Origin of the sequence: Sphingobacterium sp., assembly GCF_032065005.1 — a bacterium.
GTDB lineage: Bacteria > Bacteroidota > Bacteroidia > Sphingobacteriales > Sphingobacteriaceae > Sphingobacterium.
In genome coordinates, this window is sequence record NZ_DAMBMM010000006.1 from 33,352 (window position 1) to 55,642 (window position 22,291).

Here is a 22,291-nt window from a genome sequence, read left to right on the forward strand (position 1 = left end):
TTTAAAGACTGATTAATGCTTTTAAGTTCCAAGCTTTGATCTCTTCGATGCTGATCCTGTTTTCATAGATCGCCTTACCAACCACCACAGATTCCATTTTGCCTAAATTGTTCAGTTCTTCAATATCAGCCATTGAACTGATACCGCCTGAACCGATCAATTTGATAATTGGCGAATGATCCAATAATTTCTTGTATAATTCAACGCCTGCACCACCTAATTTTCCATCTTTACTGATGTCGGTACACAAGAAGCGATAAAAACCTAATGCCAAGCATTTATCAATGTATTCGATTAATTTGATCGGAGAACTCTCCAACCAACCGGAATATTTGATGACTTCATCCAATACATCGATCGCAATCACAATGTGATCTGCATATTTTGTTCTACCTTCATTTAGCTTGCTCAATTCCTCTAAAAAGGTAGGGTTTGTAATAGCTTGTGTGCCTACGATAACGCGATATACACCTGCATCTACCAATTCCTTAACTTTTTCAATGCTACGGACACCACCACCATATTGGACTTTCATTTCGGTTCTCCGAATGATATCAAACAGGTATTCCTGATTGCTAAAATCTCCCTTCGCACCATTGAGATCAATGATATGAACGATTTCGGTACCATTCGCATGGTATTTCTCGATCTGTTCTTCCAAAGTAATGGAGTAAGTCGTAACATCTTCATAGTTACCCTCTCTCAAACGGACAACCTGTTTGTCCAATACATCAATTGCAGGTATAATATACATAGTCTAAAAATTCATTTATAATTCATTAAAATTCAGCAATAACTGCTCCCCAACTTTTCCAGATTTCTCGGGATGAAATTGTACTGCCCAGAAATTATCCTTTGCTATTGCTGCCGAAAATGGCAATCCGTACTCACAAGTAGCTATGCCGTAGGTTAATTCATGTTCAATGTAATAAGAATGAACGAAATAAAAATAGGCATTATTAGGAATTTCCTTAAAAAGTGGACAGTTCTCTTCAAAATTAATACTGTTCCAACCCATATGAGGCACCTTCTCTTTAACCCTATCCTCAAAGTGTAACGTCTTCAGGGGAATGATCCCTAAAAGGTCTGCTTGACCTTCCTCTGAATAATCCGTCATCAGCTGCATGCCCACACAGATCCCCAACACCGGTTTTTTTAAGGTCTTGATGGTATCGGACAGCCCAGATTCCAGCAACTTTTGCATGGCCGCCCCAGCATGTCCTACACCTGGAATAATAATCCTTTCATACTGCTCAAAATCCTCAGGATGGTTAATCATCCCATATGAAATGTTCAGTCGTTTTAAGGCTGCAGTGATGGAAAATATATTCCCAGCTCCATAGTTTACTATCCCAATCATAATTCCTTTATATATAACCCCTTAAATCCCATTTCGTTTTTACAGAAGACCTTTTGTACTTGGAAGTTGCATATTATCAACATCTCTTCGTACCGCTTTTTTGATGGTTTTCGCAAAAGCCTTGAAGATGGCCTCTATTTTATGGTGCTCATTATCACCAGTCGCCTGAATGTTAAGATTCGATTTTGATGCATCTGAAAAGGATTTGAAGAAATGGAAAAACATCTCGGTTGGCATATCTCCAATTTTCTCACGTTTGAATTCTGCATCCCAAACAATCCAATTCCTACCTCCAAAATCAATAGCTACCTGTGCCAAGCAATCATCCATTGGAAGGGTAAAGGCATAACGTTCAATCCCGCGCTTATTCCCCAACACGTCCAAAAAGATTTCACCCAAGGCAATTCCTGTATCTTCGATGGTATGGTGCTCATCGATATGTAGATCACCTTTAGCTTTGATCGTTAGATCCAATGCACCATGACGCGCTAATTGATCCAACATATGATCGAAAAATGGAAGGCCCGTTTCTATATCGGATTTTCCACTTCCGTCTAAGTTCAATTTAATATAGATATCCGTTTCATTGGTCTTACGATGGTGCTCACCGGTACGGCTTCCCAATTTCAAGAACTCATAGATAGCTTTCCATTCACTGGTTTCCAATGCAATGCAATCCTCCGAAATGGCAACATTCTCATGCATGCCCAACTCATCGTTATTCCTTAACCAAATAGCCTTGGCGCCAAGGTTCTGAGCCAATTTCACATCATTGACACGGTCTCCGATGACGAAAGAATTCGCCAAGTCGTATTTCGCGGCGTCAAAATATTCCTTTAACATGCCAATTCCTGGCTTGCGAGTGTCCGCATTCTCATGTGGAAATGTTTTGTCGATATGTTCTTTAACAAAACTCACCCCTTCACCTGAAAAGGCATCCAAAACAAATTGATGCACCGGCCAAAAGTTCTCTTCAGGGTGCGAGGAAGTGCCCAAACCATCCTGATTACTTACCAACACCAACTCAAAATCAAGTTCTTTTGCAATTTTTGGCAAGTACTGCAAAGCCCCTGGATAAAACTTCAACTTAGCAAAGGAATCAATCTGTTCATCCTCAGGTTCTAAAATTAAAGTTCCATCTCTATCGATAAACAGTATTCTTTTTAATTGATCAGCCATGCTTACTTATTTATAAAATTGTTGGATCTCTTCTAATAATTTTTCGTTTTCAAGCTTTGTTCCGATGGTAATGCGCAGACAACCTTCACATAAAGCAACTTTGGATCGGTCGCGAACGATAATGCCACGTTCCACCAAGTGCCCATATAATTCTTTTGGACGTTCCAGCTTAACCAAGATAAAGTTGGCATCTGAAGGTGTAATATGCTCTACCTGTTGAAAAGCCTCCAATTTCTTGGACAGCTCTTCTCTTTCGGCAACTGTCGTTTTAATCCATTCGTTGACTACCTCTACATTTTCTAAAGCTTCCAATACTAAGTCTTGCGTAGCTTGGTTGATATTGTAAGGTGGTTTGATCTTATTGAAAACCTCAATGATCTCCTTACTGGCAAATGCTAAGCCTAAGCGTAAAGCGGCCAAGCCCCAAGCCTTTGAAAGGGTCTGCAAGATGACCAGATTAGGAAACTCCGGCAAAGAATGGGTAAAGGACTTCTGCTTGGAATAATTGATATAGGCCTCATCTACGACCACTAAACCAGAGAAGTTCACTAAAAGTGTTTCTATATCTAAAGGATCGATGCTGTTTCCGGTGGGATTGTTAGGCGAGCACACAAAGATCATCTTGCTGTGCATATCGATTGCTTCAGCAATTCCGTCAAGGTCAAGCTGAAAATCCTTGGTCAAATTGACTTTCCGTGTTTCAACATCATTGATATTGGCGGAAACCTCGTACATCCCATAGGTTGGAGGTACCAAGATCACATTATCTATTTTCGGGGTACAGAATGCTCGGTATAGAATATCAATGGCCTCGTCTGAACCGTTGCCCAAGAAAATATTTTCCGCAGGCACACCCTTGATCTTGGAAAGCTTACCCTTAAGTTGATGTTGAAGGGGATCCGGATAACGGTTATAATCATGTGGAAGCGGAGAGCCAAAAGAGTTCTCATTGGCATCTAAAAAAACAGATGCTTCTCCCTTAAATTCATCTCGCGCCGAAGAATAGGGCACAAGGTTCTTGATGTTATCTCGAAGAAGTGCGGTTAAGTTGAATGACATTGTAGTAGTCTAAAATTTTTCGAGCTGTAAATATGGCCAAAAATAAACAAAATCACTAAACTAAAAACCATTTCCCTTCCACCGATAGTTCGGTATTTGGAAAAACCTGCTGGGCTTCCTCCAATAACGGCTGCAAAGTCCTGTATCTCGCTGAATAGTGGCCAAGTAAAAGCTTCTTTACATGGGCTTCCTTTGCAATTTCTGCTGCTTCCAAGGAAGTCGTATGGAAGGTCTCTTTGGCACGGTCTACCATTTCATGTAAAAAGGTGCTTTCATGGTACAATAGATCAGCCCCTTCTATTGAACGCAGGTAAATCGGATGCCTTACGGTATCCGAGCAATAGGCATAGCTCCTTGATTCTGGAGGTGGTAAGGTCAATTCACTTGCTGCATAGACCTTTCCCTGTGGGTCAACATAATCGATCCCTTTTTTCAGGGCTGCAAAATAAACCTTGGGGATCTTTAACTCCTCCACTTTATCCGCTCGCAAGGCTGCTGCCCGTTTGCCTTCATCAAACCGAAATCCCGTGCAGGATATTCGGTGGATCAATGGAAAGGACCTGACCGTCAACATCCTCGACTCAAATATCACCTCTTCCTGATCCGGATTGGTCTGATGGAAGATGATATTATAACGGATGACCGTTTCAGAATATTTAAAATGTAACTCTAGGATTTCCTGCAACGGGGCAGGACCGTAGATATGGAGATCAGCCTTCCTACCAACCAGGTGCATGGACGATACCAGGCCAACAAGACCGAGGTAATGATCACCATGCAGATGGCTAATAAAGATGTGATCGATGCGATTGCTCTTGATCCCATACTTGGAGAGCTGCATCTGTGTGCCCTCCCCACAGTCAATCAAGAACAATTGCTCATTATAATTTACTACTTGAGATGTAGGATGACGCTCGAACATGGGTGTCGCCGAACTGTTTCCTAAAATTAATACCTCAAATCGTAACATACTACTCTTGCTCTTCTTTTAAATCTAATCGGATTTCATTCCCAAAGATCAGGTCCTTGGCTTTCTCAATGTTCTTGGTAATGATCAGGTATTTATCCAACCCCAAAGATTTGATGTAAGTCAAGATCTCCTCATTTAGATTTGTCAAGATAAATAGGCCCCCTAATGATTTACATAGACGACGAGCCAATAGACCTGTGCGAATCCCTGTCTCATCAGTGGATTTCACATTGTTCATGTCCAAAACAATATTGCGTTGCCCACCTGTATTGCGCAACATAAACTCGCCTTTTAAACTTGCGGCAGTTTCTCCGTCCAACCTCTCTTGAAGAGGCTCTATTACAACATATCGATCGTATTTGTCTACCGTAAATTTCATCTGTCTATAAATAATTAGTTGTGTTTATCCTTAATTCAGTTCTTCCAAGGCTTTCGCTACATTCTTTTCTACCCGATCCAGGACATGCCCTTCTTCCGGATAATGAAACTTCTCCCCAGTAATGTGTTCGTAAAGCTCAATATAGCGCTCAGAAATGGATTTAACAATTTCTTCGGTCATTTCAGGTACTTTTTGTCCTTCTTTTCCTTGGAATCCATTTTCGATCAACCATTGTCTCACAAATTCTTTCGAAAGCTGTTTCTGCGGCTCCCCCTTTTCCTGACGCTCCGCATAGCCTTCTGCATAAAAATAACGGGAGGAATCGGGCGTATGGATTTCATCGATCAAATAGATCTGTCCATCTTTTTTTCCAAACTCATATTTGGTATCCACCAAGATCAAGCCTCGTTCGGCAGCAATCTCAGTTCCACGCTGGTATAAAGCATGGGCAAACTTCTCTAACTGCGAATAATCCTCTTCTGATACAATGCCTCTAGCAATGATATCCGCTCTGGAAATATCCTCATCATGGCCCACATCTGCTTTTGTCGATGGCGTAATGATTGGAGTAGGTAATTTATCGTTCTCTTTTAATCCTTCAGGAAGTTCCACCCCACAAAGCACCCTTCCCCCATCGCGATAGGTTCGCCAAAGATGTCCGGAAACATATCCACGGATCACCATTTCAACCTTGAAAGGTTCACATTTCTTTCCTATTGTAACATTTGGGTCTGGAACGGATGCCACCCAATTTGGAAGGATATCAGCTGTGGCAGACAGAAATTTGGATGCAATTTGGTTCAAAACCTGACCTTTAAAAGGAATAGGCTTTGGCAATACCACATCAAAAGCAGAAATACGGTCTGAAGCTACCATCACCAGGTAGTCCGACCCGATGCTGTACACATCTCTTACTTTTCCTCTATAAAATGCTGTCTGTCCCTTGAAGTTAAAATTTGTTTCTTTTATTGTATTATTCATTGTGTGTGCGTCTGAAACGCATTAATTTAATCTTAAATGTCACCGTAAGCTTCCAAGATACGTTTCACCAATTTATGGCGAACGACATCCGAACCGCTCAGGTAAATCATATCTATCCCTTCAATCCCATCCAAAATCTTTACGGCATTGACTAATCCCGATTGCGTTTTTTTAGGTAAATCTACCTGGGTCATATCCCCTGTCACGATAAATTTGGCAGTTGGCCCCATCCGTGTCAAGAACATCTTGAGCTGCATATCTGTGGCATTCTGTGCCTCATCTAGGATAACAAAGCAATTGTCCAAGGTCCTTCCGCGCATAAATGCCAATGGAGCTACTTCAATGGTTCTGTTCTCCAGATATCCCTTCAGTTTTTCCGCAGGAATCATATCATCCAATGCATCATAAAGCGGACGTAAATATGGATCAACCTTCTCTTTTAGGTCCCCTGGCAAGAAACCTAGGTTTTCACCAGCTTCAACCGCTGGCCTGGTCAGGATAATACGTTTGATTTCTTTATTCCTTAAAGCTCGTACCGCAAGGGCAACTGCTGTATAGGTTTTTCCGGTACCTGCTGGACCAATGGCAAAAAGAATGTCATTCTTATTGATACTGTCCACCATACGCCTCTGATTAGGCGTCCGAGCACGTACCACGATCCCATTTGGACCATATACGATAGGTTCGCCTTTAAATGCGGCCACCTTTTGCTCGCCATCTTCCTTCTCTGCAATAACTGGCTTTACATTCGACACCGACCCTAACAAACTTTCCAATTCCAACAAGGAAAGAGTCTGAAATTGGTTGATATGAGCTAGAATATCATCAAATACCTGTTGAAACCTTGTCCGCTCCCCTTCTTCCCCTAAAACCTTCAAGGTACTCCCTCTTGCTACCAGACGTAACTTCGGAAAAGCTTTCTTTATAAACTCAAAATTTTCATTCTGAGCCCCCCATAATGTCACCAAATTGACGACATCTAAATTGATTTCTAATTCGCTCAAATTGTTTCCTAATTAATTTCCTGAATATTTCACGTCCTGTCCGATTGGCGTGCAAATAAAGATATCAAAAAAACGAAAATATTATGCGCTTTTCGCACTTTCTTGAATCAAAAATACAAACTAATTGAGCAGAATTAAAAGCAATTGCAAGTATTAATTCATAATAGATTTAGCAATCTATTTACTTTTTCTATTTTTGTAATTCGCTTAACAAAATATCAATATAATTTTTTTAGCTTCAGGCTTGCTGAACACTATGGGAGTAATTACGTTAACCACCGATTTAGGTCATCGCGATTTTTATCAAGCTGCACTCAAAGGCAGTATCATTTCGCAGTTGCCGAATGTTAGGCTCGTTGACATTTCTCACGATATCCCCTCTTTCAGTATACAACATGCGGCTTTCGTTATCAACAACGCTTATCCGTACTTTCCAAAGAATACCGTACACTTAATCGGTATCGACACCGTCTTCCAAGAAGACTCGCGTTACCTCGCCATGGCCTACAAAGGTCAGTTCTTTGTCGGTGCAGACAACGGGATCTTCAGTATCATCATCGGTGAAGACAAACCAACTGAAATGGTCGAGATCAATATCATGCAGGATCTGCGCTACCTGCATTTCCCGCTTGCTGATATCCTGACCAAAGCTGCCTGTCACATCGCAGATGGCGGTAAACTCCAAGATATTGGCATCCCTATCGACAATGCGGTACAGAAAGTCACATTTCAACCCATCTACAACCAGAACAGCATCAAGGGCCATGTCACCTTCATCGACTCCTTTGGTAATGTCATCAGTAATATCAGCAAGGACCTCTTCAACCAAGTCCAACAGGGCCGGGATTTTATCCTACGTTTCAAGCGAAACGAAACGATCAGCAACCTGTCCTGGCACTACAATGAGGTTGCCGAAGGTGAGAAACTATGCTTATTCGGAATCAGCAATTTCTTGGAGATAGCCATCAACAAAGGCCATGCAAGCCAGTTGTTGGGACTATACCAAGATGAAACCATTCTTGTTGAGTTCCTGGAAAAGAAATAGACCCTCCGATGGAGTGTGGTCGACAAAATGTTCCACGTTTTTTTCTTGTTCGCAATCGACTAAACGATAAATTGTTAAGTGTTAATTTCACATGTAAGAAACACTGGAATTTAATCATATCTCATTCGAGACTCATTCCGAATTTTCCGAACGCAAACCGGATTTCCTCGAATATGCCTCGAATAAGGTCAAAATAAAACTCGAATAAATAGCCCCTTCGAAAGTACAAAAAACAAAGGGTAGCAAATCACTTTGCCACCCTTCCCATGCTATGGTTATTAGGATTATTTTATCATGAATGCGTTTTAGAATCCAAATCCTATCTTTAAGGAGAACCTATGTGCATCCATTTTCTTGGTTTCTGCATATTCATCAATTGGATAAGCCTGGATGTAATCCACATAGGGCTCAAAAATAGGTGGCTTTTGCTGGGTATATTTAGCTTTTATAGCTTGGTATTGATAGCCTAAAGTGAAAGATATAAAACCAGTCCCTTCGGACAGTTTCAATTTCAGGCCCAATTCTGGGGCTATCCGTATTCCACCTGAGATATCGGCCTTTTGTCGAGGTTCATTTTCCCAAATAATGCCGTAACCAGCATCTAATCCAGAAATTAACCTTGCTTTACCGGGATCCAAAAAGGTGTATCGGGCTCCCAAGGAAATCGGGACAGAGGAAAAAGTATGGATGGCATCAACGGCATATTTTTCGAAACCCGTAGTCCCTCCGATAGCTAGGTCAGGATTCAATAGGTACCCATTAAAGGTTTGGGCGGTAATGCCGGCTTCCTGGAAGGTCATATCATAGGCCATGACCCCAAATTCGGTATGGTTCATGTATTTTTTCTCTTGCGCTCTTAACACTTGGATACTGTTCAGTCCTAAAATGAGGACCAAAAACAATTTGAAACACTGCTTCATAAAGAATTATTTTTTCAGGTTAATGGAAATACAGCTCAATTGTTTCAAATTGGCTTTGTTAGTATAATCATATTGACAGATACCCTCAGGCCCCAAGACTATCAAGGATTTTGGTCCGGCAATGACATCAAAGCTTTTCAGGTTTTCCAAGTTCTGCATGATGTTCTTATCAATGGCCGTGACATCGGTAACTTTGAAGCTTTTCAAACCGGACGCACCTTCACATACATAGAGATGCTCACCGGTCAGGGCCAATCCATGGGGGCTCTTCAGGTTATAGCTCTTTACCAATTGTGGTGCAGTCAGGTCACGGATATTGACAACTTGCAAGGCATTGACGTTTCCATTACATATCGTACCGGTCCGCAACGTCACAAAGGCAAAATCATCGTTGACAACGACAGGATCACAGGCAAAGGCATGGGAATAATTAGAAAGCTCCTTAGGGCTGGTCGGATTAGTGATATCTAGGATATGCATACCATTATTTGCACCGACAAACAGTGATTTCTTATATGGAAACAAGGTTTCGATTCCAAAACCTAGGCTCACTTCATTGATCAATTTTGGAGCGCGGGCATTTTGAAGGTCAAAGTTTTTCACTTTATCCTGAAAAATGGCAAAAAGAAAGTTTTCGGCAATGGCAAACCTAGCCAAGGAACCTGCTTGCCCGACAGTGTTTCCACCGGTGCCACCCCCATTTGAACCGGAATAATTATTACCTATACTTTCATAGACTAAATAGCGTTGGCCATCAGGTTTATATTCGCGATGATCAGCGAAACTCACCAAAGAGTCTCGGTATGCCACGGGGACAGGGTCATCATCCCTTAAAACATTAACCGGTTTGTTGTCTATTATATATTTGACAGCAAACACATCCTTTTGTCGATTAACCAAGACGGGCTTGCTGATATTCGAGATATCAAAGGTCAACAAATCGACAATATTATCAACATAGAGCAAGTTATTTTGTACCCCAAGATCAAAATTCCCAAGGATCGGCAGAAAACCTAATGCTTTGGGGGTTGCAGGATTGCTATTATCATAAATATGAATACCTTTATTCGGTTCATTCATCAATAGATAATCCTTATACAGATAAATTTTACCTGTCGAAGCCATCGGTTGGGGCTGAGCGATGCTAATATTGCTGGCCCTGATTTCTCGCAAAGTTTTATAGATGGGAATCTTGGCGATATAGGTCCCCTGGGAATCAATTTTGTCACAGCCCCAAAAAAGAGAAAGTAGCAGGACTGGCAAAATCAGCAAAAAGCATCTTTTAACAGTTAGTGTTGTGGATTTCATAAGTTTATACAATTGGGTTATATTTATGATATACGGTAACAGAACTCATATTGCGACAGCAGGTTAATGTTTTTTCACAATAATGAGATTTTATTGATTGTCGGTAATAAATAGACCTTGAACCAGCATCTATACAAAAACAGGCAGTAAAATTGCGGTTAACGAATCCATGATTAAAAAAAATAAAGCAAGAATCATCCATACAAATATGAAAAAACACAGCCTCCTGATATTTATTGCGCTCTTTTTTGTTCAATTGTTGCATGCTCAAGATAGTACGGCGGTCAAGGCAGACTCCATAACGTTTGAGGCACAACGGGAACGAGTGAACCAATTATTGAACGATAGGAGCCGTCGATTTGGCGAATATGACCAGTCATTGGAGAAGAAAACTGGGGTTTTCGGACTGTTCAAGACCAAGAAGGACATGCAGAAATCCATCGATATCCTGAGACAGGTGGTATTGAACGACAATAACATCTTTTTGGAAACCCGGAAATTATTAGATTTAAAGGATGCGCAAAGTGAACGCTATCAACGGTTGGCCAGTGAATATGACATGCAGGTTTCTGCGTACATGAAAACCATCACAAAACTGCAGAATGAAAATGACAAACTGCGGGAGGAGCTGAAATCCATGGAAAGTACGGATACAGGGAATGGGGTGCTGATTTATTTGGCTGTTATCGTCATCATAGCTTTAATAATCCTTCTGATTTATCAGTACAATAGGCATAAACCCAAAAAATTGACGGAATAGTGATAAGAAGACCTATTTATATTGGTACTTTTGCTCAAAAAGAGAAAGAAATTAGTACATGGCCAGACCGAGATTGAACAGTGGAGACACCCATTCGGGGGATTTACCCAAACCGAAGCTGAACAAAGAAATTTTCCAGAAAGCATTACGGATATTTTCCTACATCAAGCCTTTTAAGTGGAAATTTGTGATTGGGATGGTTTTTTTAATCCTTTCCAGCTTAACCATGCTGACCTTTCCGGCACTATTAGGAGCAATGATAGATGCAGCACAGGGACGCGTGAAATACGAGTGGCTACCGGCTAGCGTGATGTACATAGGTGGATTATCATTGATCATCTTATCCTTTCAGTCCGTAATTTCTTTTTTTCGGATCCGCTTGTTTGTGGAGATTGCCGAAAAAGCATTAGCGAATATCCGCAAGGACACCTACCATCGCTTGATTACCCTACCGATTGATTTTTTTGCCAACCGCAGGGTTGGTGAACTGAACAGTCGCCTGTCATCCGACCTTTCCCAGATCCAGGACACCATGACCACGACCTTGGCAGAAATGCTCAGGCAGACCATCAGTCTATGTTTTGGGGTAGCTTTATTGATATGGGTTTCGCCAAAGTTGGCATTGATGAACCTATGTATCCTACCCTTGATAATTATCGTGGCGATTATTTTCGGGAGATTCATCCGGAACCTTTCAAGGGAAGCACAGGATAAACTGGCAGAATCCAATTCTGTTGTACAAGAAACATTATTGGGCATCAGCAATGTCAAGGCTTTTGTAAACGAGTTCTTTGAATCAAAGCGTTATGCAGAAAAGCTGAACCAATCGGTGGCATTAGCTGTAAAAGGTGCTACTTACCGTGGTATTTTTGCCTCCTTTATCATATTTGCCATCTTCGGGGCAGTCATTATCGTTATCTGGTACGGAGCCTCCTTAGTATCCATCCATGAAATTTCAGTAGGAGATTTAACGACCTATATTCTATATTCCATGTTTGTTGCTGGTTCAATGGGTAGTTTCCCAGAACTCTATGCCACCTTACAACGCTCTTTAGGGGCAAGTGAACGTGTGCTAGAAATCTTGAACGAGCCGAAGGAAGACATACAGGTCAGCGAAGATGATAAAGAGATCAGAGTCGAATTGCATGGTGATATCCAATTTGACCATGTGACCTTTGCCTATCCGACCCGCCCGGACCTGACCATATTAAAAGATCTCTCTTTCCATGTTGCTGCGGGCAAAAAACTGGCAATTGTCGGCCCTAGTGGAACTGGGAAATCGACCATTGCATCCTTGATCCTACAATTTTACCAGCCTAGCAGTGGTACCATAAAATATGATGGTATTCCAGCAGAACAGCTGGCCTTGACCGATATCAGGAACCAAGTTGCCATTGTCCCTCAGGATGTACTCTTGTTCGGAGGTACCATTCGTGAGAACATCAGCTATGGAAACCTGAATGCAGAAGCGGAGGATATCATTACCGCTGCAAAACGAGCAAATGCGCACCAATTTATCATGGACTTCCCAGAGGGTTATGATACCGTTGTAGGCGAACGCGGCGTGAAATTATCTGGAGGGCAAAGACAAAGAATTGCCATTGCCCGTGCCCTATTGAAGGATCCAGCTATCTTAATCTTAGATGAGGCTACCTCTTCCCTAGATTCAGAATCTGAAAGAATGGTCCAGCAGGCATTGGTAGAACTGATGAAGAACAGGACATCCATTATTATAGCACACCGACTGTCCACTATTCGAGACGCTGACAAGATTATTGTTGTCGAAGAAGGCGTCATTTCAGATATGGGAACCCACCAGGAATTGATGGAAAAAGGCAGCGGATTATACCAACATCTCTACACATTACAGTCCCTTCACGTAGTTGAAAGTTAATTTTTGTTAATTTAGGGAAGCAAAAAACATTTTGGCTTATACCTTGTTTATCATTAACAGAACATATTAGACTAAATAGGATAAAAAAATAGAATCATGGAAAAAAATAGAAATGGATTAGTGGCATTTGCCTTACTAGGATTAGCAGTAGGAACTGCAGCATATTACTTATTAGGAACTGAAGACGGAAAGAAACAATTAGATCGTGCTAATGATGGCATCAAGAGCTTAACAAAATCGATCAAGGATCTTTCTAAAAAAGAAGCGAAGAGAGCTCAAAAATTAGCTAAAACTGCTAAGGAAGATTTAGAGAACTTAAAAGACCGTGCTAAGAATGCTGGCCGTGATGCTTTGGATAAAGCTTCATCAAAAGCAAACGAATGGGCTGGAAAGGCATCAGATGCTGCCCATAATTTAGCAAACAAAGCTGAAGATGCAGCTGATAAAGCAAAGTCAGAAATTAAAAACGCTTAATTTCTAGCGCAATCATACAATGCTCAACAGATTGATTTGTATCTTTGTGCTACATGAATCTGTTCGAACAAGTAAAAACATTAATATATAAAGATGTTGTATTAGAATGGCGCTCGAAATATGCCATTAACAGCATCCTACTTTATGTGGTATCCACAGTATTTGTATGTTATCAATCATTCAAATCTGTGGATACTATTGTTTGGAACACCTTGTTCTGGATAATTCTCTTATTTGCGGCGATCAATGCGATGAGCCGCAGTTTCATCCAGGAAACGGGCACACGCCATCTCTATTATTATGCGATCGTTGGCCCAAAGGCTATTATCCTTGCCAAGATCATTTACAATTCCCTGGTCATGATCCTGATGACCGCCATTGCATTCATCGTGTATAACCTGATCTTTAAAACAGAGATTGGGAATCTCCCGGTCTATCTATTAAGCATCTTATTGGGGAGTATATCCTTTGCCACCGTATTTACGATGATTGCGGGGATCAGTGCAAAAGCAGGCAATAACAGCACGATCATGGCGATATTGAGTTTTCCGGTTATCATTCCCTTACTGATCATATTGATCAAACTTTCGCGATCGGCATTAATGGGCGGCTTTTTATCGAGCAGTTGGGCTGATATTGCTGTGTTATTGGCAATTAATGTCGTTACAATTGCTATTTCTTTGCTGTTATTTCCTTACCTTTGGCGAGATTGATTTTTGTTCTTATGAAAAAAAGTTGGTGGAAAATTTTAGGGGTTGTCATGGTCGCTAGTACCATAATTGCAGGACTCCTTGGCCCCGTTCCCGTATTATCTATTTTAAATGAAACCATTCGTAATGTATATTTCCACGTTCCAATGTGGTTTACGATGATGATTCTGTATTTAATATCCCTGATCTATAGCATTAAGTATCTGAACACTGGTAAGCGTGAATACGATTTTATGGCTGTTGAGGCCGTAAATACCGGTATTTTATTCTGTGCCTGTGGATTGATGACAGGTATGTTATGGGCAAATATTACTTGGGGAGCACCATGGACGAATGACCCACAGTTGAATGGAGCAGCCATTGCCACCTTGATGTATTTGGCCTACTTGGTCCTTCGCAATGCCATGGAAGAAGAACAAAAACGCGCTAAGATCTCTGCGATCTACAATATTTTTGCATTTCCGATCATGATCGTATTGATCTATATCCTACCCAAGATGAACGATTCACTGCATCCGGGAAGCGGAGGCAACTCTACTTTTGGGGATTTGGATATGGACAATTACATGCGTCCGGTATTTTACACAGCAGTAATTGGTTGGATATTGATTGGTTGTTGGATAGCGACCCTACGCTATCGCGTTCGTATAATTGAAGATAAAAGAAATAGTTTTTAATATGAGAAATTTCCTATTGTCCCTACTGGCATTAATGATCAGTTTTTCGTTGAATGCCCAAGAAAAGGTTCAGATGGCTGATGGTCTCCGTGCTGAAGGAAAAATCTATGTGGTGGTGGCAGTGATGCTGGTAATCTTTTTATCAGTTGCCATTTACTTATTTAGCATAGATAAAAGAGTCAAAAAACTAGAAAAAGATAAATAAGGGAGCAACACTCTATGCTGATCAACCAACATCGAACACTTTCGGGACTGAACGTATTTCTCGTTATTCTTGTTGGTACCGTATTATGCCTAGGTGTGTTCTACCATCTGCCTGAGAAACTGACTCCAGTTTTATTTGAACCAGGATTGGACCGCTTAGCTGGAATCCGTTTAGGATCCAACTTTTCACCCTCCGGTAATGTATTGATTACCTTGATTTTGACCCTGCTACAGGCATTTTCCTTAAATCGGGTAGTAAACCATTTCAACCTATTGGGAAAACCTAGCTTCCTGACGTCATTGATGTTCATGACCCTAGTGAGTCTATTCATCCCGTTCTTGGTCCTATCGCCTACCCTGATCTGTAATTTCATTACCATTTGGATGCTCCAAAAGCTGTTCAATATCTACAAGCACGTGGATATTAAAGGGATCATGTTTGATCTTGGTCTTTTGGTGGCATTGGGAAGTTTAATTTATTTCCCCTTCATCGTGATGCTGTTGTTGATTTGGTCAAGCTTAGTCATATTCCGTCCTTTTTACTGGCGGGAATGGATCACACCATTATTAGGGGTGATAACGGTTTATTTCCTATTGGCGGTAGCTTACTTCTGGTTGGAAAGAATGGATGAGTTCTATCAGATATTCCTTCCCTTTACCTATGCATTTCCAACGAAACTAAACATGGATATGCATGATTATTTTGTCCTGATCCCTATCGTCATTTCGTTGGGAGGATTTTTATTTATCCTAAAGGACAACTTTTTCAAGAGTGTGGTACAGATAAGAAAAAGCTTCCAGTTATTGTTTATCATGTTGTTATTGATCTTTGGTTCCTTTTATTTGAACCAGGATAGATCGATCAATCACTTTTTGCTTTGTGTACCCCCTCTATCCATTTACCTGGCCTATTTTTTCACGCATGCCAAGGTGAAATGGTTTTACGAAACGCTATATCTAGTCATATTATCCACAATTATCTATTTTCAATTTTTCTAAACTACTGTCCAATAGGTGTTTAACCTTTTTTAACAAACAAAAAGCTTGTGATATTTAAAAAATAGATAGTTTTGTAGCAAAAATTCGGATAATACAGCCATCATAAAAGATTTAGGCGCATTGATTTGAACAGAAGATATTTTGCAAGAATAATGCAGCGATAAATCCACTTAAAATGTCAGAACAGTTGAAACTATTTTACTCTAATACGTCCTTACTTATTTTATTAGGAATAAGTTCAATTTTACTCTCGAGTACACGCTCCTATGGGCAATCCTCTACCTCACATTCGCCATATTCCCAATTTGGATTGGGACAAATGCGCGAAGATCTACTTCCTCAGACCCGAGGAATGGGCGGGATTTCTGCTGGTGTAAGATTTCAGGGCGGTTTACCGGTTTTAAATATTTCAAACCCTGCATCCTATTCAGGATTCAACCGGACCATTTTGGATGCCGGTTTATATGGCAACGTCACTCAATTGCAGAAGAACAGCTTGACTGACCATACTGCAGATTTTGCATTTAGTCATTTTGCCTTCGGATTTTCATTGAACAAGAACAATGGACCAAAATTAGGTGGTATCTCCTTCGGATTGATGCCCTATTCAGATGTGGGTTATAGCATCTCCGCAAAAAGAGATATCAGCAATACACCTTATTTGACCAAATTGGTTGGAGAGGGCGGCCTGAACAAGGCCTATGTTGGATATGGGGTTTCTCCATTCAAAAACTTCAGCATTGGTGGTAATATTGGATTCCTATTTGGTAATCTATATGACAAATCAATCATTGAGTTTCCTTCCAACTACGACTACTACAATACCTCAAAAACAGATACCAGAAGAGTTACAGGTATTGTATTTGATTATGGAGCACAATATTTCATCCCATTGGGAAACAGAAAGAACTTAACCATTGGATATTCAGGATCACTGGATAACTCGGTGAAGAGTAAAGTTTCTACGATCGTGACCCGTACGATGACCGGTACAGGAAACATAACGGAACAGGTTCCGATTGACACCTCTTATTCAGATGTACTATCCAATCGTAAAATCAACTTACCTTTAAGACATAATGTAGGTTTTACGTTCAGCAAAGGTGTGAACTGGACAGTAGGTGCTGATTTCAAATACGCAGATTGGTCGAAATACCAAGTTCGTCAGGGAGAAGATGCCCTAGGAAAGAACATTGGTTTTGCTGTCGGTGGACAGATCAAACCGGATCCTACCTCATTGAACTATCTAAAAGTAATCGATTACCGTTTAGGTTTCAGATATAACAAAACACACATGACCGTGAACCAGCAACGTATCAATGATATGGCAGTGACGGTGGGATTAGGATTACCATTACCAGAGACCGGTTTTGGAAGGACCTTCTCCAATGTGAACATTTCGGCCGAGTTTGGCCAACAAGGAACGATCAAGAGCAATTTGGTCCGTGAGCGATATATCAATATCAACTTAGGGTTCACCATTAATGATGCTTGGTTTATCAGAAGAAGTTACGATTAACAAATGCGCATTGCAGAAATGAAAATATCGAGAATATTGCCCCTAACAATTGTTTTGCTAGGGGCAATCTTGTCAATTGCCTGTGAAAATGACACCAAGGACATCGATCGCTTGGCAAATATCAAGCAGGAAGAGGCTGTGGATATTTCCAAGGATGTAACGGTTGTATATAGCGATTCGGCGAAGGTAAAAGCTGAACTAAAGGCACCTGAGATGCGTGTCTATCATGACAGTACCGGAAATTATGAGTTCAAGAAAGGCGTCCTGATTATTTTCTTCGACGACCAAGCCAAAGAGATGCAACGAGTAACCTCCGAATATGCCTTGCAGAAAAGGATTGAAGGACTGACAGAATTCCGGAAAAATGTAGTGATTACCAAGGTGGATGGGACGATAATCAAGACGGAAGAATTGATTTACGACGAGAAGAACAAGAAATACTATGGTAGTCAACCCATTACTGCGGAATACAATGATGGTCGGACCTCTGCACAGGGGACATCCTTCACGGCGGATGCAGATTTCAATGACATTCGATTTATGAACGGTACTGCCATTCATATTCCATCGGCAGACTCCCAGCTTCCTTCGTTTGGGAACTAACAGAAATAGAAGGAATTGGCGAAAAGAAAATTGAAATAGGCTAAATATAAATTTTTACCTTATTTTTTTATAAAAGTTGTATCTTGCGCCTTGTTTTTAAGAAAAACAAATTAATTAAAATATTAGCATAAAATTATAGAATATCGTTATGGGATTAATGACCTCTTTGCGAAACCGTGCGGGCTTAGTAATTTTCGTGATCGGTTTGGCAATTGTTGCATTTTTATTGGGTGATGCCATCAATGTTGGTACCCCATTTTGGCAAAGAAGCCAAAATGAAGTGGGTAGTATCAATGGAGAAGGGATAGATTATCAAAACTTCAATGTACAAGTTGACCAAGCAAGCCAAATGTATCAACAACAAATGGGAGGAGCTTCCTCGCCACAGATGCGCGGATTTGCCGTACAACAAGTATGGAACCAGTTTTTAACACAGAATTTATTAAATCAAGAAATTGATAAAATCGGTCTTCAGGTAGGTAAGGAAGAATTGAACAGCTTATTGTTCGGTAACAATCCTTCACCACAGATCATTCAAGCTTTCACTAATCCACAGACTGGACAGTTTGACAAAAACTACCTTTCTGCAGTTATTGAACAAGCGAAAACCAATCCGGAGATGAATGCACAATGGGAAGGTTTATTGCAGAATGTGAGAAACGAACGTTTGAACCAGAAATACACGAACTTGATCAACAACAGCATCTACACTACTTCTTTAGAAGCTGAATATGATTACAATTCACGTAATAAACTTGCAAACTTCAAATATGTCATGTTAGACTATGCATCGGTAAAAGATTCAGAAATCAAATTGACAGATGCAGACTACAAGGAATATTACGACAAAAACAAAAATGCGTTCAAAAATCCAGAAGAGATCCGCACGTTAGAGTATGTTTTGTTTGATGCGAAACCTAATTCTGCTGACTCAGCATTAGTATTAGGTGAGATCCAAAAATTGAAAACAGATTTACAGGCTTCAACGAATGATTCAAGCTTTGTAACGATCAATTCAGAAAACAAATACCCTGTAAGATATTATACAAAAGGTCAATTGAGCCCTGCATTGGATTCAGTAGCTTTCCAAACAGCTGCTGGAACGGTAGTTGGTCCTTTCTTGACAGAGAATGTTTACGAGATTGCCAAGGTAATCGCAGTAAAGAACAGCCCAGATTCAGTTAATGCAAGTCATATCTTAATCAATCCAGCTACAGAAGGTGGTGTTGATAAAGCCATGGCGAAAGCAGATTCGATCAAGAACCTGATTCAAGGTGGAGCGAGCCTCTCAGCTCTAGCGGTTGAGTTCAGCGCAGACCCTAACAGCAAAAACAATGCTGGTGAAATCGGTACATTAACTCGCGGTGCATTCCCTGAGCTTGATGAAACCTTATTCGAAGGTAAAACTGGTGATGTGAAAGTGGTATCGACCAATTATGGTGTCCATATCGTTAAAATCAACAGACAGATCGGTAATTCTCAAATTGCGAAACTTGCTATCGTAGACAAGAGCATCAATTCAGGAAAAGAAACTACAGATGCTGCATATTCTAAAGCGAACCAATTCTATACAGCTGTAAACAAGGACAATTTCAATGATATCGCGAAACAACAGAACGTTGAGATCTTGAAAAACGACCGTACAGTTGCTATGGACAATATGTTAGGTGGAGTTGAAGTACCTAGAGAGCTAATCCGTTGGGCTTTTGAGGCTAAAAACGGAGAGGTTAGCGACAAGGTTTATGAAACTACGGATAACTTTATCGTTGCAAGGGTAACCAACATCCAACCAAAGGGAATCCAGCCATTGGAATCAGTTAAGACATTAATTGAGCCCGTTGTTAAGAATTTAGTTAAAGCACGCATGTTGAAGGAGAAAATGAACAATGCATTGTCTGGAGCTGGGAACATCGATCAGGTGGCTCAGAAATTAGGCAAGAATGTTCAGACAGTAGACAATGTGGTTTTAGCGAACCCAGTAATTCCGGGAGTAGCAGTTGAGAATGCTGTTGTAGGAACAGTATTTGGTCTTCAGCCAAACAAACCATCTAAGTCTATCGAAGGGAAACAAGGTGTTTATGCTGTTCAAGTGGCAGGCTTTGTAAATCCAAAGGCATTAGCTGGCGAGGAATTGACTACACAACAAAAGCAGATCACAGAAGCAAAATCGCAACGTTCATGGGGAACTATCTTGAAAGCCCTACAGGACAACGCGAAGATTGTTGACAATCGTATTAAATTCTATTAACATAGAATTGATTAAATTTGTAGCTGGATGACGAATGTTATCCAGCTTTTTTTATTTTTATAGAAATGGACATTCAAGAAAACATAATAAACAAGGTCGCTCAGAGCGGGTTGATAACGATTGATTTGGCAGAGCATGCTCCAAAGGCAGCTATTGAGATTTATGATATCAAGGATAATTTATTTCATGGTCTGATCCTTAAGGAAAAAGACTTCAGGGAGTTCATTAAAACCCATGACTGGACGCAGTATAAGGACAAACATATCGGGATAATCTGTTCGGCAGATGCGATTGTGCCTACCTGGGCCTATATGCTCCTATCTACAAAGTTAGCTGATCAAGCCTTGTCGATCCACTTTGGGGATGAGGACTATGTGCGCAAGGTCTTATTTGACCATGCCCTTTCTACCCTGGACTATAGCCAGTACCAGGACCAACGTATCGTAGTAAAAGGTTGCGGAGATATTCCGGTACCTGAGTCAGCCTTTGTTACATTCACAACACAATTAAGCAAGGTTGCCAAAAGCGTCATGTACGGGGAGCCTTGTTCCACTGTCCCTGTATTCAAGCGAAAATCTTAAACTTTCCAATATAATTGCTGTCAAACCCGTATGAAAAGATTTATTTCATTAATTGTATTCAGTGTTTTTTTGATGACCACGGTCATTGGACAAACCCTACCCTATTTAAAAGAACCTACCTTCAAGCCCGGCGAAATATTAAAGTATAAGCTTAGATATGGTTTTATTTCGGCAGCAACTGGAACCCTTTCGGTTCAGGAGTCAAAATATAGTTTTGGGATCAACGATGCTATCCATTTATCGGCCTTTGGGCAGACCTCAGGAGCATTTTCCAAATTTTACACGGTCAAGAACCAGTATGATTCCTATATAGATCAGTCCAACTTCCTTCCTATTCTCTATACCGAGAATATCAGGGAGAACAACTATCGAAGGGTAGAATATGCGACATTTGATCACAAGACTAAAAAGGTAAAGGGTAAAAAAGGTACTTTCAGCAGCCCGACACAGCAGACTTTTGATTTGGTTTCTGCATATTATTTTTCCAGGAACCTAGATTTTTCAGGCTTAAAGTCTGGCGATAAATTTAAGATCACTTACTTTTTGAACGATGAGGTTGCACAGCTTGGTGTAGAGTATATTGGGGTTGAAAAGGTAAAGTCGGTATTGGGGGAACTGGAATGTATCAAGCTTAGTCCAGAAATATCTCCAGGAAGAATCTTTAAAAAGAGCAGTCGTTTGTATCTTTGGGTTACCAATGATGGCAATCGTATACCTGTGAAGGCTCAAGTGGAAATCTTGATTGGATCAGTGACTATGGATTTAGTGAGTGCAGATGGTCTAAAGTATCCATTGGGCAAGAGGGTAAGTTATTCAAAATAGAAAATGATAGAAGTAGGAAATGTCCTTGTTCATGAGGATATCATCAACAATGACTTTGTGTGTAATCTCAGCAAGTGTAAGGGAGTTTGTTGCATTGAAGGCGATGCAGGAGCTCCATTGACGGAAGCTGAGACCAAGATATTAGCGGATATTTATCCAAAAGTAAAACCCTACCTCACTGAGGCGGGGATAAAGGCCATTGAGGAGCAGGGAACCTCGGTGGTTGATGCCGATGGCGACCTGACTACGACCTGTGTGGGCGGCAATAAGGAATGTGCCTATGTAACCTGGGAAAACGGGATTACGAAATGCGGTATTGAAAAAGCCTATGAAATGGGGGATGTGCAGTGGAAGAAACCGATTTCCTGCCACCTCTATCCTATCCGTGCTACGCACTACCCTGAGTTTGATGTTTTGCATTATGACCGTTGGTATATCTGCAAAGATGCCTGCAGTTTTGGGCAAGAACTTAAAATCCCAGTTTATAAGTTCCTGAAAGACCCTTTGATTCGTGAATACGGTGAAGAATGGTACCAACAGCTTGAAAATACCTTAGCTTCTAAAGCATAATTTTAGTATTTTTATTGCGATTCAG

The 22,291-nt window shown here is 40.7% G+C and carries 24 protein-coding genes; 14 read left to right on the top strand and 10 right to left on the bottom strand.

Annotation, left to right across the window (positions count from 1 at the left end; all coding sequences use genetic code 11):
• Nucleotide 1: 1 nt before the first annotated feature.
• Genes RT138_RS10995 through RT138_RS11030 form a run of 8 tightly spaced genes read right to left on the bottom strand, consistent with a single transcriptional unit; the run spans nt 2 to nt 6,932 of the window.
• Nucleotides 2-754, bottom strand: coding sequence for a HisA/HisF-related TIM barrel protein (locus RT138_RS10995; protein ID WP_185211341.1), 753 nt, complete (start codon nt 752-754; stop codon nt 2-4).
• 15 nt (nt 755-769) lie between these two features.
• Complete coding sequence (gene hisH, locus RT138_RS11000; RefSeq protein WP_313190721.1) at nt 770-1,360, bottom strand: imidazole glycerol phosphate synthase subunit HisH; 591 nt, start codon at nt 1,358-1,360, stop codon at nt 770-772.
• A gap of 39 nt (nt 1,361-1,399) precedes the next feature.
• Nucleotides 1,400-2,539 (bottom strand): bifunctional histidinol-phosphatase/imidazoleglycerol-phosphate dehydratase HisB, encoded by a 1,140-nt coding sequence (gene hisB / locus RT138_RS11005; RefSeq protein WP_313190722.1) that lies wholly within the window; start codon nt 2,537-2,539, stop codon nt 1,400-1,402.
• A 6-nt stretch (nt 2,540-2,545) separates the two neighbouring features.
• Nucleotides 2,546-3,598: a histidinol-phosphate transaminase gene (hisC, locus tag RT138_RS11010; RefSeq protein WP_313190723.1), complete on the bottom strand. Its 1,053-nt coding sequence runs from the start codon at nt 3,596-3,598 to the stop codon at nt 2,546-2,548.
• A gap of 55 nt (nt 3,599-3,653) precedes the next feature.
• Nucleotides 3,654-4,568: a ribonuclease Z gene (locus RT138_RS11015; RefSeq protein WP_185211345.1), complete on the bottom strand. Its 915-nt coding sequence runs from the start codon at nt 4,566-4,568 to the stop codon at nt 3,654-3,656.
• 1 nt (nt 4,569) lies between these two features.
• Nucleotides 4,570-4,947, bottom strand: coding sequence for an STAS domain-containing protein (locus tag RT138_RS11020; RefSeq protein WP_093100638.1), 378 nt, complete (start codon nt 4,945-4,947; stop codon nt 4,570-4,572).
• Between the two features lie 30 nt (nt 4,948-4,977).
• The gene (locus RT138_RS11025) at nt 4,978-5,928 is read right to left on the bottom strand and encodes a phosphoribosylaminoimidazolesuccinocarboxamide synthase (RefSeq protein WP_313190724.1); all 951 of its coding nucleotides are present in this window, start codon (nt 5,926-5,928) and stop codon (nt 4,978-4,980) included.
• 32 nt (nt 5,929-5,960) lie between these two features.
• On the bottom strand, nt 5,961-6,932 hold the full coding sequence (locus tag RT138_RS11030) for a PhoH family protein (protein ID WP_185211347.1): 972 nt from the start codon (nt 6,930-6,932) through the stop codon (nt 5,961-5,963).
• A gap of 256 nt (nt 6,933-7,188) precedes the next feature.
• Here RT138_RS11030 and RT138_RS11035 point away from each other — a divergent pair, with 256 nt between their 5' ends.
• The gene (locus RT138_RS11035) at nt 7,189-7,977 is read left to right on the top strand and encodes an SAM-dependent chlorinase/fluorinase (protein ID WP_313190725.1); all 789 of its coding nucleotides are present in this window, start codon (nt 7,189-7,191) and stop codon (nt 7,975-7,977) included.
• A 305-nt stretch (nt 7,978-8,282) separates the two neighbouring features.
• Here RT138_RS11035 and RT138_RS11040 read toward each other — a convergent pair whose 3' ends face one another.
• Complete coding sequence (locus RT138_RS11040; RefSeq protein ID WP_313190726.1) at nt 8,283-8,897, bottom strand: hypothetical protein; 615 nt, start codon at nt 8,895-8,897, stop codon at nt 8,283-8,285.
• Nucleotides 8,898-8,903: 6 nt separating this feature from the next.
• Nucleotides 8,904-10,205: a hypothetical protein gene (locus RT138_RS11045; RefSeq protein WP_313190727.1), complete on the bottom strand. Its 1,302-nt coding sequence runs from the start codon at nt 10,203-10,205 to the stop codon at nt 8,904-8,906.
• A gap of 208 nt (nt 10,206-10,413) precedes the next feature.
• Between RT138_RS11045 and RT138_RS11050 the strand changes: the two genes are divergently transcribed.
• The 13 genes from RT138_RS11050 to RT138_RS11110 all read left to right on the top strand — a co-directional run bounded on the left by RT138_RS11050 (nt 10,414) and on the right by RT138_RS11110 (nt 22,266).
• Nucleotides 10,414-10,965: a hypothetical protein gene (locus RT138_RS11050; protein ID WP_313190728.1), complete on the top strand. Its 552-nt coding sequence runs from the start codon at nt 10,414-10,416 to the stop codon at nt 10,963-10,965.
• A gap of 58 nt (nt 10,966-11,023) precedes the next feature.
• Entirely contained in the window at nt 11,024-12,859 is a 1,836-nt protein-coding gene (locus RT138_RS11055) for an ABC transporter ATP-binding protein (RefSeq protein WP_313190729.1), read from the top strand.
• Between the two features lie 96 nt (nt 12,860-12,955).
• Nucleotides 12,956-13,333 carry a YtxH domain-containing protein gene (locus RT138_RS11060; RefSeq protein ID WP_313190730.1) on the top strand — a complete coding sequence of 126 codons (378 nt, stop codon included), beginning with the start codon at nt 12,956-12,958 and terminating at the stop codon, nt 13,331-13,333.
• 53 nt (nt 13,334-13,386) lie between these two features.
• On the top strand, nt 13,387-14,046 hold the full coding sequence (locus RT138_RS11065) for a heme exporter protein CcmB (RefSeq protein WP_313190731.1): 660 nt from the start codon (nt 13,387-13,389) through the stop codon (nt 14,044-14,046).
• An 11-nt stretch (nt 14,047-14,057) separates the two neighbouring features.
• Nucleotides 14,058-14,720, top strand: a complete 663-nt coding sequence (ccsA, locus tag RT138_RS11070) for a cytochrome c biogenesis protein (RefSeq protein ID WP_185211355.1) — start codon at nt 14,058-14,060, stop codon at nt 14,718-14,720.
• A gap of 1 nt (nt 14,721) precedes the next feature.
• On the top strand, nt 14,722-14,925 hold the full coding sequence (locus tag RT138_RS11075; RefSeq protein WP_185211356.1) for a CcmD family protein: 204 nt from the start codon (nt 14,722-14,724) through the stop codon (nt 14,923-14,925).
• A gap of 14 nt (nt 14,926-14,939) precedes the next feature.
• On the top strand, nt 14,940-15,923 hold the full coding sequence (locus RT138_RS11080; protein ID WP_313190732.1) for a DUF6427 family protein: 984 nt from the start codon (nt 14,940-14,942) through the stop codon (nt 15,921-15,923).
• Nucleotides 15,924-16,242: 319 nt separating this feature from the next.
• Nucleotides 16,243-17,442 (top strand): hypothetical protein, encoded by a 1,200-nt coding sequence (locus RT138_RS11085; protein ID WP_313190733.1) that lies wholly within the window; start codon nt 16,243-16,245, stop codon nt 17,440-17,442.
• A 3-nt stretch (nt 17,443-17,445) separates the two neighbouring features.
• A complete protein-coding gene (gene lptC / locus RT138_RS11090) occupies nt 17,446-18,045 on the top strand; it encodes an LPS export ABC transporter periplasmic protein LptC (protein ID WP_185211359.1) in 600 nt (199 codons plus the stop codon).
• 148 nt (nt 18,046-18,193) lie between these two features.
• Entirely contained in the window at nt 18,194-20,293 is a 2,100-nt protein-coding gene (locus RT138_RS11095) for a SurA N-terminal domain-containing protein (RefSeq protein ID WP_313190734.1), read from the top strand.
• 65 nt (nt 20,294-20,358) lie between these two features.
• Complete coding sequence (locus RT138_RS11100) at nt 20,359-20,874, top strand: DUF2480 family protein (RefSeq protein ID WP_313190735.1); 516 nt, start codon at nt 20,359-20,361, stop codon at nt 20,872-20,874.
• Nucleotides 20,875-20,904: 30 nt separating this feature from the next.
• Entirely contained in the window at nt 20,905-21,696 is a 792-nt protein-coding gene (locus tag RT138_RS11105) for a DUF3108 domain-containing protein (RefSeq protein WP_313190736.1), read from the top strand.
• 3 nt (nt 21,697-21,699) lie between these two features.
• Nucleotides 21,700-22,266, top strand: coding sequence for a DUF3109 family protein (locus RT138_RS11110; protein ID WP_313190737.1), 567 nt, complete (start codon nt 21,700-21,702; stop codon nt 22,264-22,266).
• Nucleotides 22,267-22,291 lie beyond the last annotated feature (25 nt).

Coding starts and splice junctions, on each gene's coding strand:
- RT138_RS11095 (WP_313190734.1), top strand. CDS start 18,194: ATGGGATTAATGACCTCTTTGCGAAACCGTGCGGGCTTAGTAATTTTC.
- hisB (WP_313190722.1), bottom strand. CDS start 2,539: ATGGCTGATCAATTAAAAAGAATACTGTTTATCGATAGAGATGGAACT.
- ccsA (WP_185211355.1), top strand. CDS start 14,058: ATGAAAAAAAGTTGGTGGAAAATTTTAGGGGTTGTCATGGTCGCTAGT.
- RT138_RS11110 (WP_313190737.1), top strand. CDS start 21,700: ATGATAGAAGTAGGAAATGTCCTTGTTCATGAGGATATCATCAACAAT.
- RT138_RS11040 (WP_313190726.1), bottom strand. CDS start 8,897: ATGAAGCAGTGTTTCAAATTGTTTTTGGTCCTCATTTTAGGACTGAAC.
- RT138_RS10995 (WP_185211341.1), bottom strand. CDS start 754: ATGTATATTATACCTGCAATTGATGTATTGGACAAACAGGTTGTCCGT.
- RT138_RS11050 (WP_313190728.1), top strand. CDS start 10,414: ATGAAAAAACACAGCCTCCTGATATTTATTGCGCTCTTTTTTGTTCAA.
- RT138_RS11100 (WP_313190735.1), top strand. CDS start 20,359: ATGGACATTCAAGAAAACATAATAAACAAGGTCGCTCAGAGCGGGTTG.
- RT138_RS11060 (WP_313190730.1), top strand. CDS start 12,956: ATGGAAAAAAATAGAAATGGATTAGTGGCATTTGCCTTACTAGGATTA.
- RT138_RS11045 (WP_313190727.1), bottom strand. CDS start 10,205: ATGAAATCCACAACACTAACTGTTAAAAGATGCTTTTTGCTGATTTTG.
- RT138_RS11075 (WP_185211356.1), top strand. CDS start 14,722: ATGAGAAATTTCCTATTGTCCCTACTGGCATTAATGATCAGTTTTTCG.
- hisH (WP_313190721.1), bottom strand. CDS start 1,360: ATGATTGGGATAGTAAACTATGGAGCTGGGAATATATTTTCCATCACT.
- RT138_RS11065 (WP_313190731.1), top strand. CDS start 13,387: ATGAATCTGTTCGAACAAGTAAAAACATTAATATATAAAGATGTTGTA.
- RT138_RS11025 (WP_313190724.1), bottom strand. CDS start 5,928: ATGAATAATACAATAAAAGAAACAAATTTTAACTTCAAGGGACAGACA.
- lptC (WP_185211359.1), top strand. CDS start 17,446: ATGCGCATTGCAGAAATGAAAATATCGAGAATATTGCCCCTAACAATT.
- RT138_RS11085 (WP_313190733.1), top strand. CDS start 16,243: ATGCGCGAAGATCTACTTCCTCAGACCCGAGGAATGGGCGGGATTTCT.
- RT138_RS11080 (WP_313190732.1), top strand. CDS start 14,940: ATGCTGATCAACCAACATCGAACACTTTCGGGACTGAACGTATTTCTC.
- hisC (WP_313190723.1), bottom strand. CDS start 3,598: ATGTCATTCAACTTAACCGCACTTCTTCGAGATAACATCAAGAACCTT.
- RT138_RS11105 (WP_313190736.1), top strand. CDS start 20,905: ATGAAAAGATTTATTTCATTAATTGTATTCAGTGTTTTTTTGATGACC.
- RT138_RS11020 (WP_093100638.1), bottom strand. CDS start 4,947: ATGAAATTTACGGTAGACAAATACGATCGATATGTTGTAATAGAGCCT.
- RT138_RS11055 (WP_313190729.1), top strand. CDS start 11,024: ATGGCCAGACCGAGATTGAACAGTGGAGACACCCATTCGGGGGATTTA.
- RT138_RS11035 (WP_313190725.1), top strand. CDS start 7,189: ATGGGAGTAATTACGTTAACCACCGATTTAGGTCATCGCGATTTTTAT.
- RT138_RS11015 (WP_185211345.1), bottom strand. CDS start 4,568: ATGTTACGATTTGAGGTATTAATTTTAGGAAACAGTTCGGCGACACCC.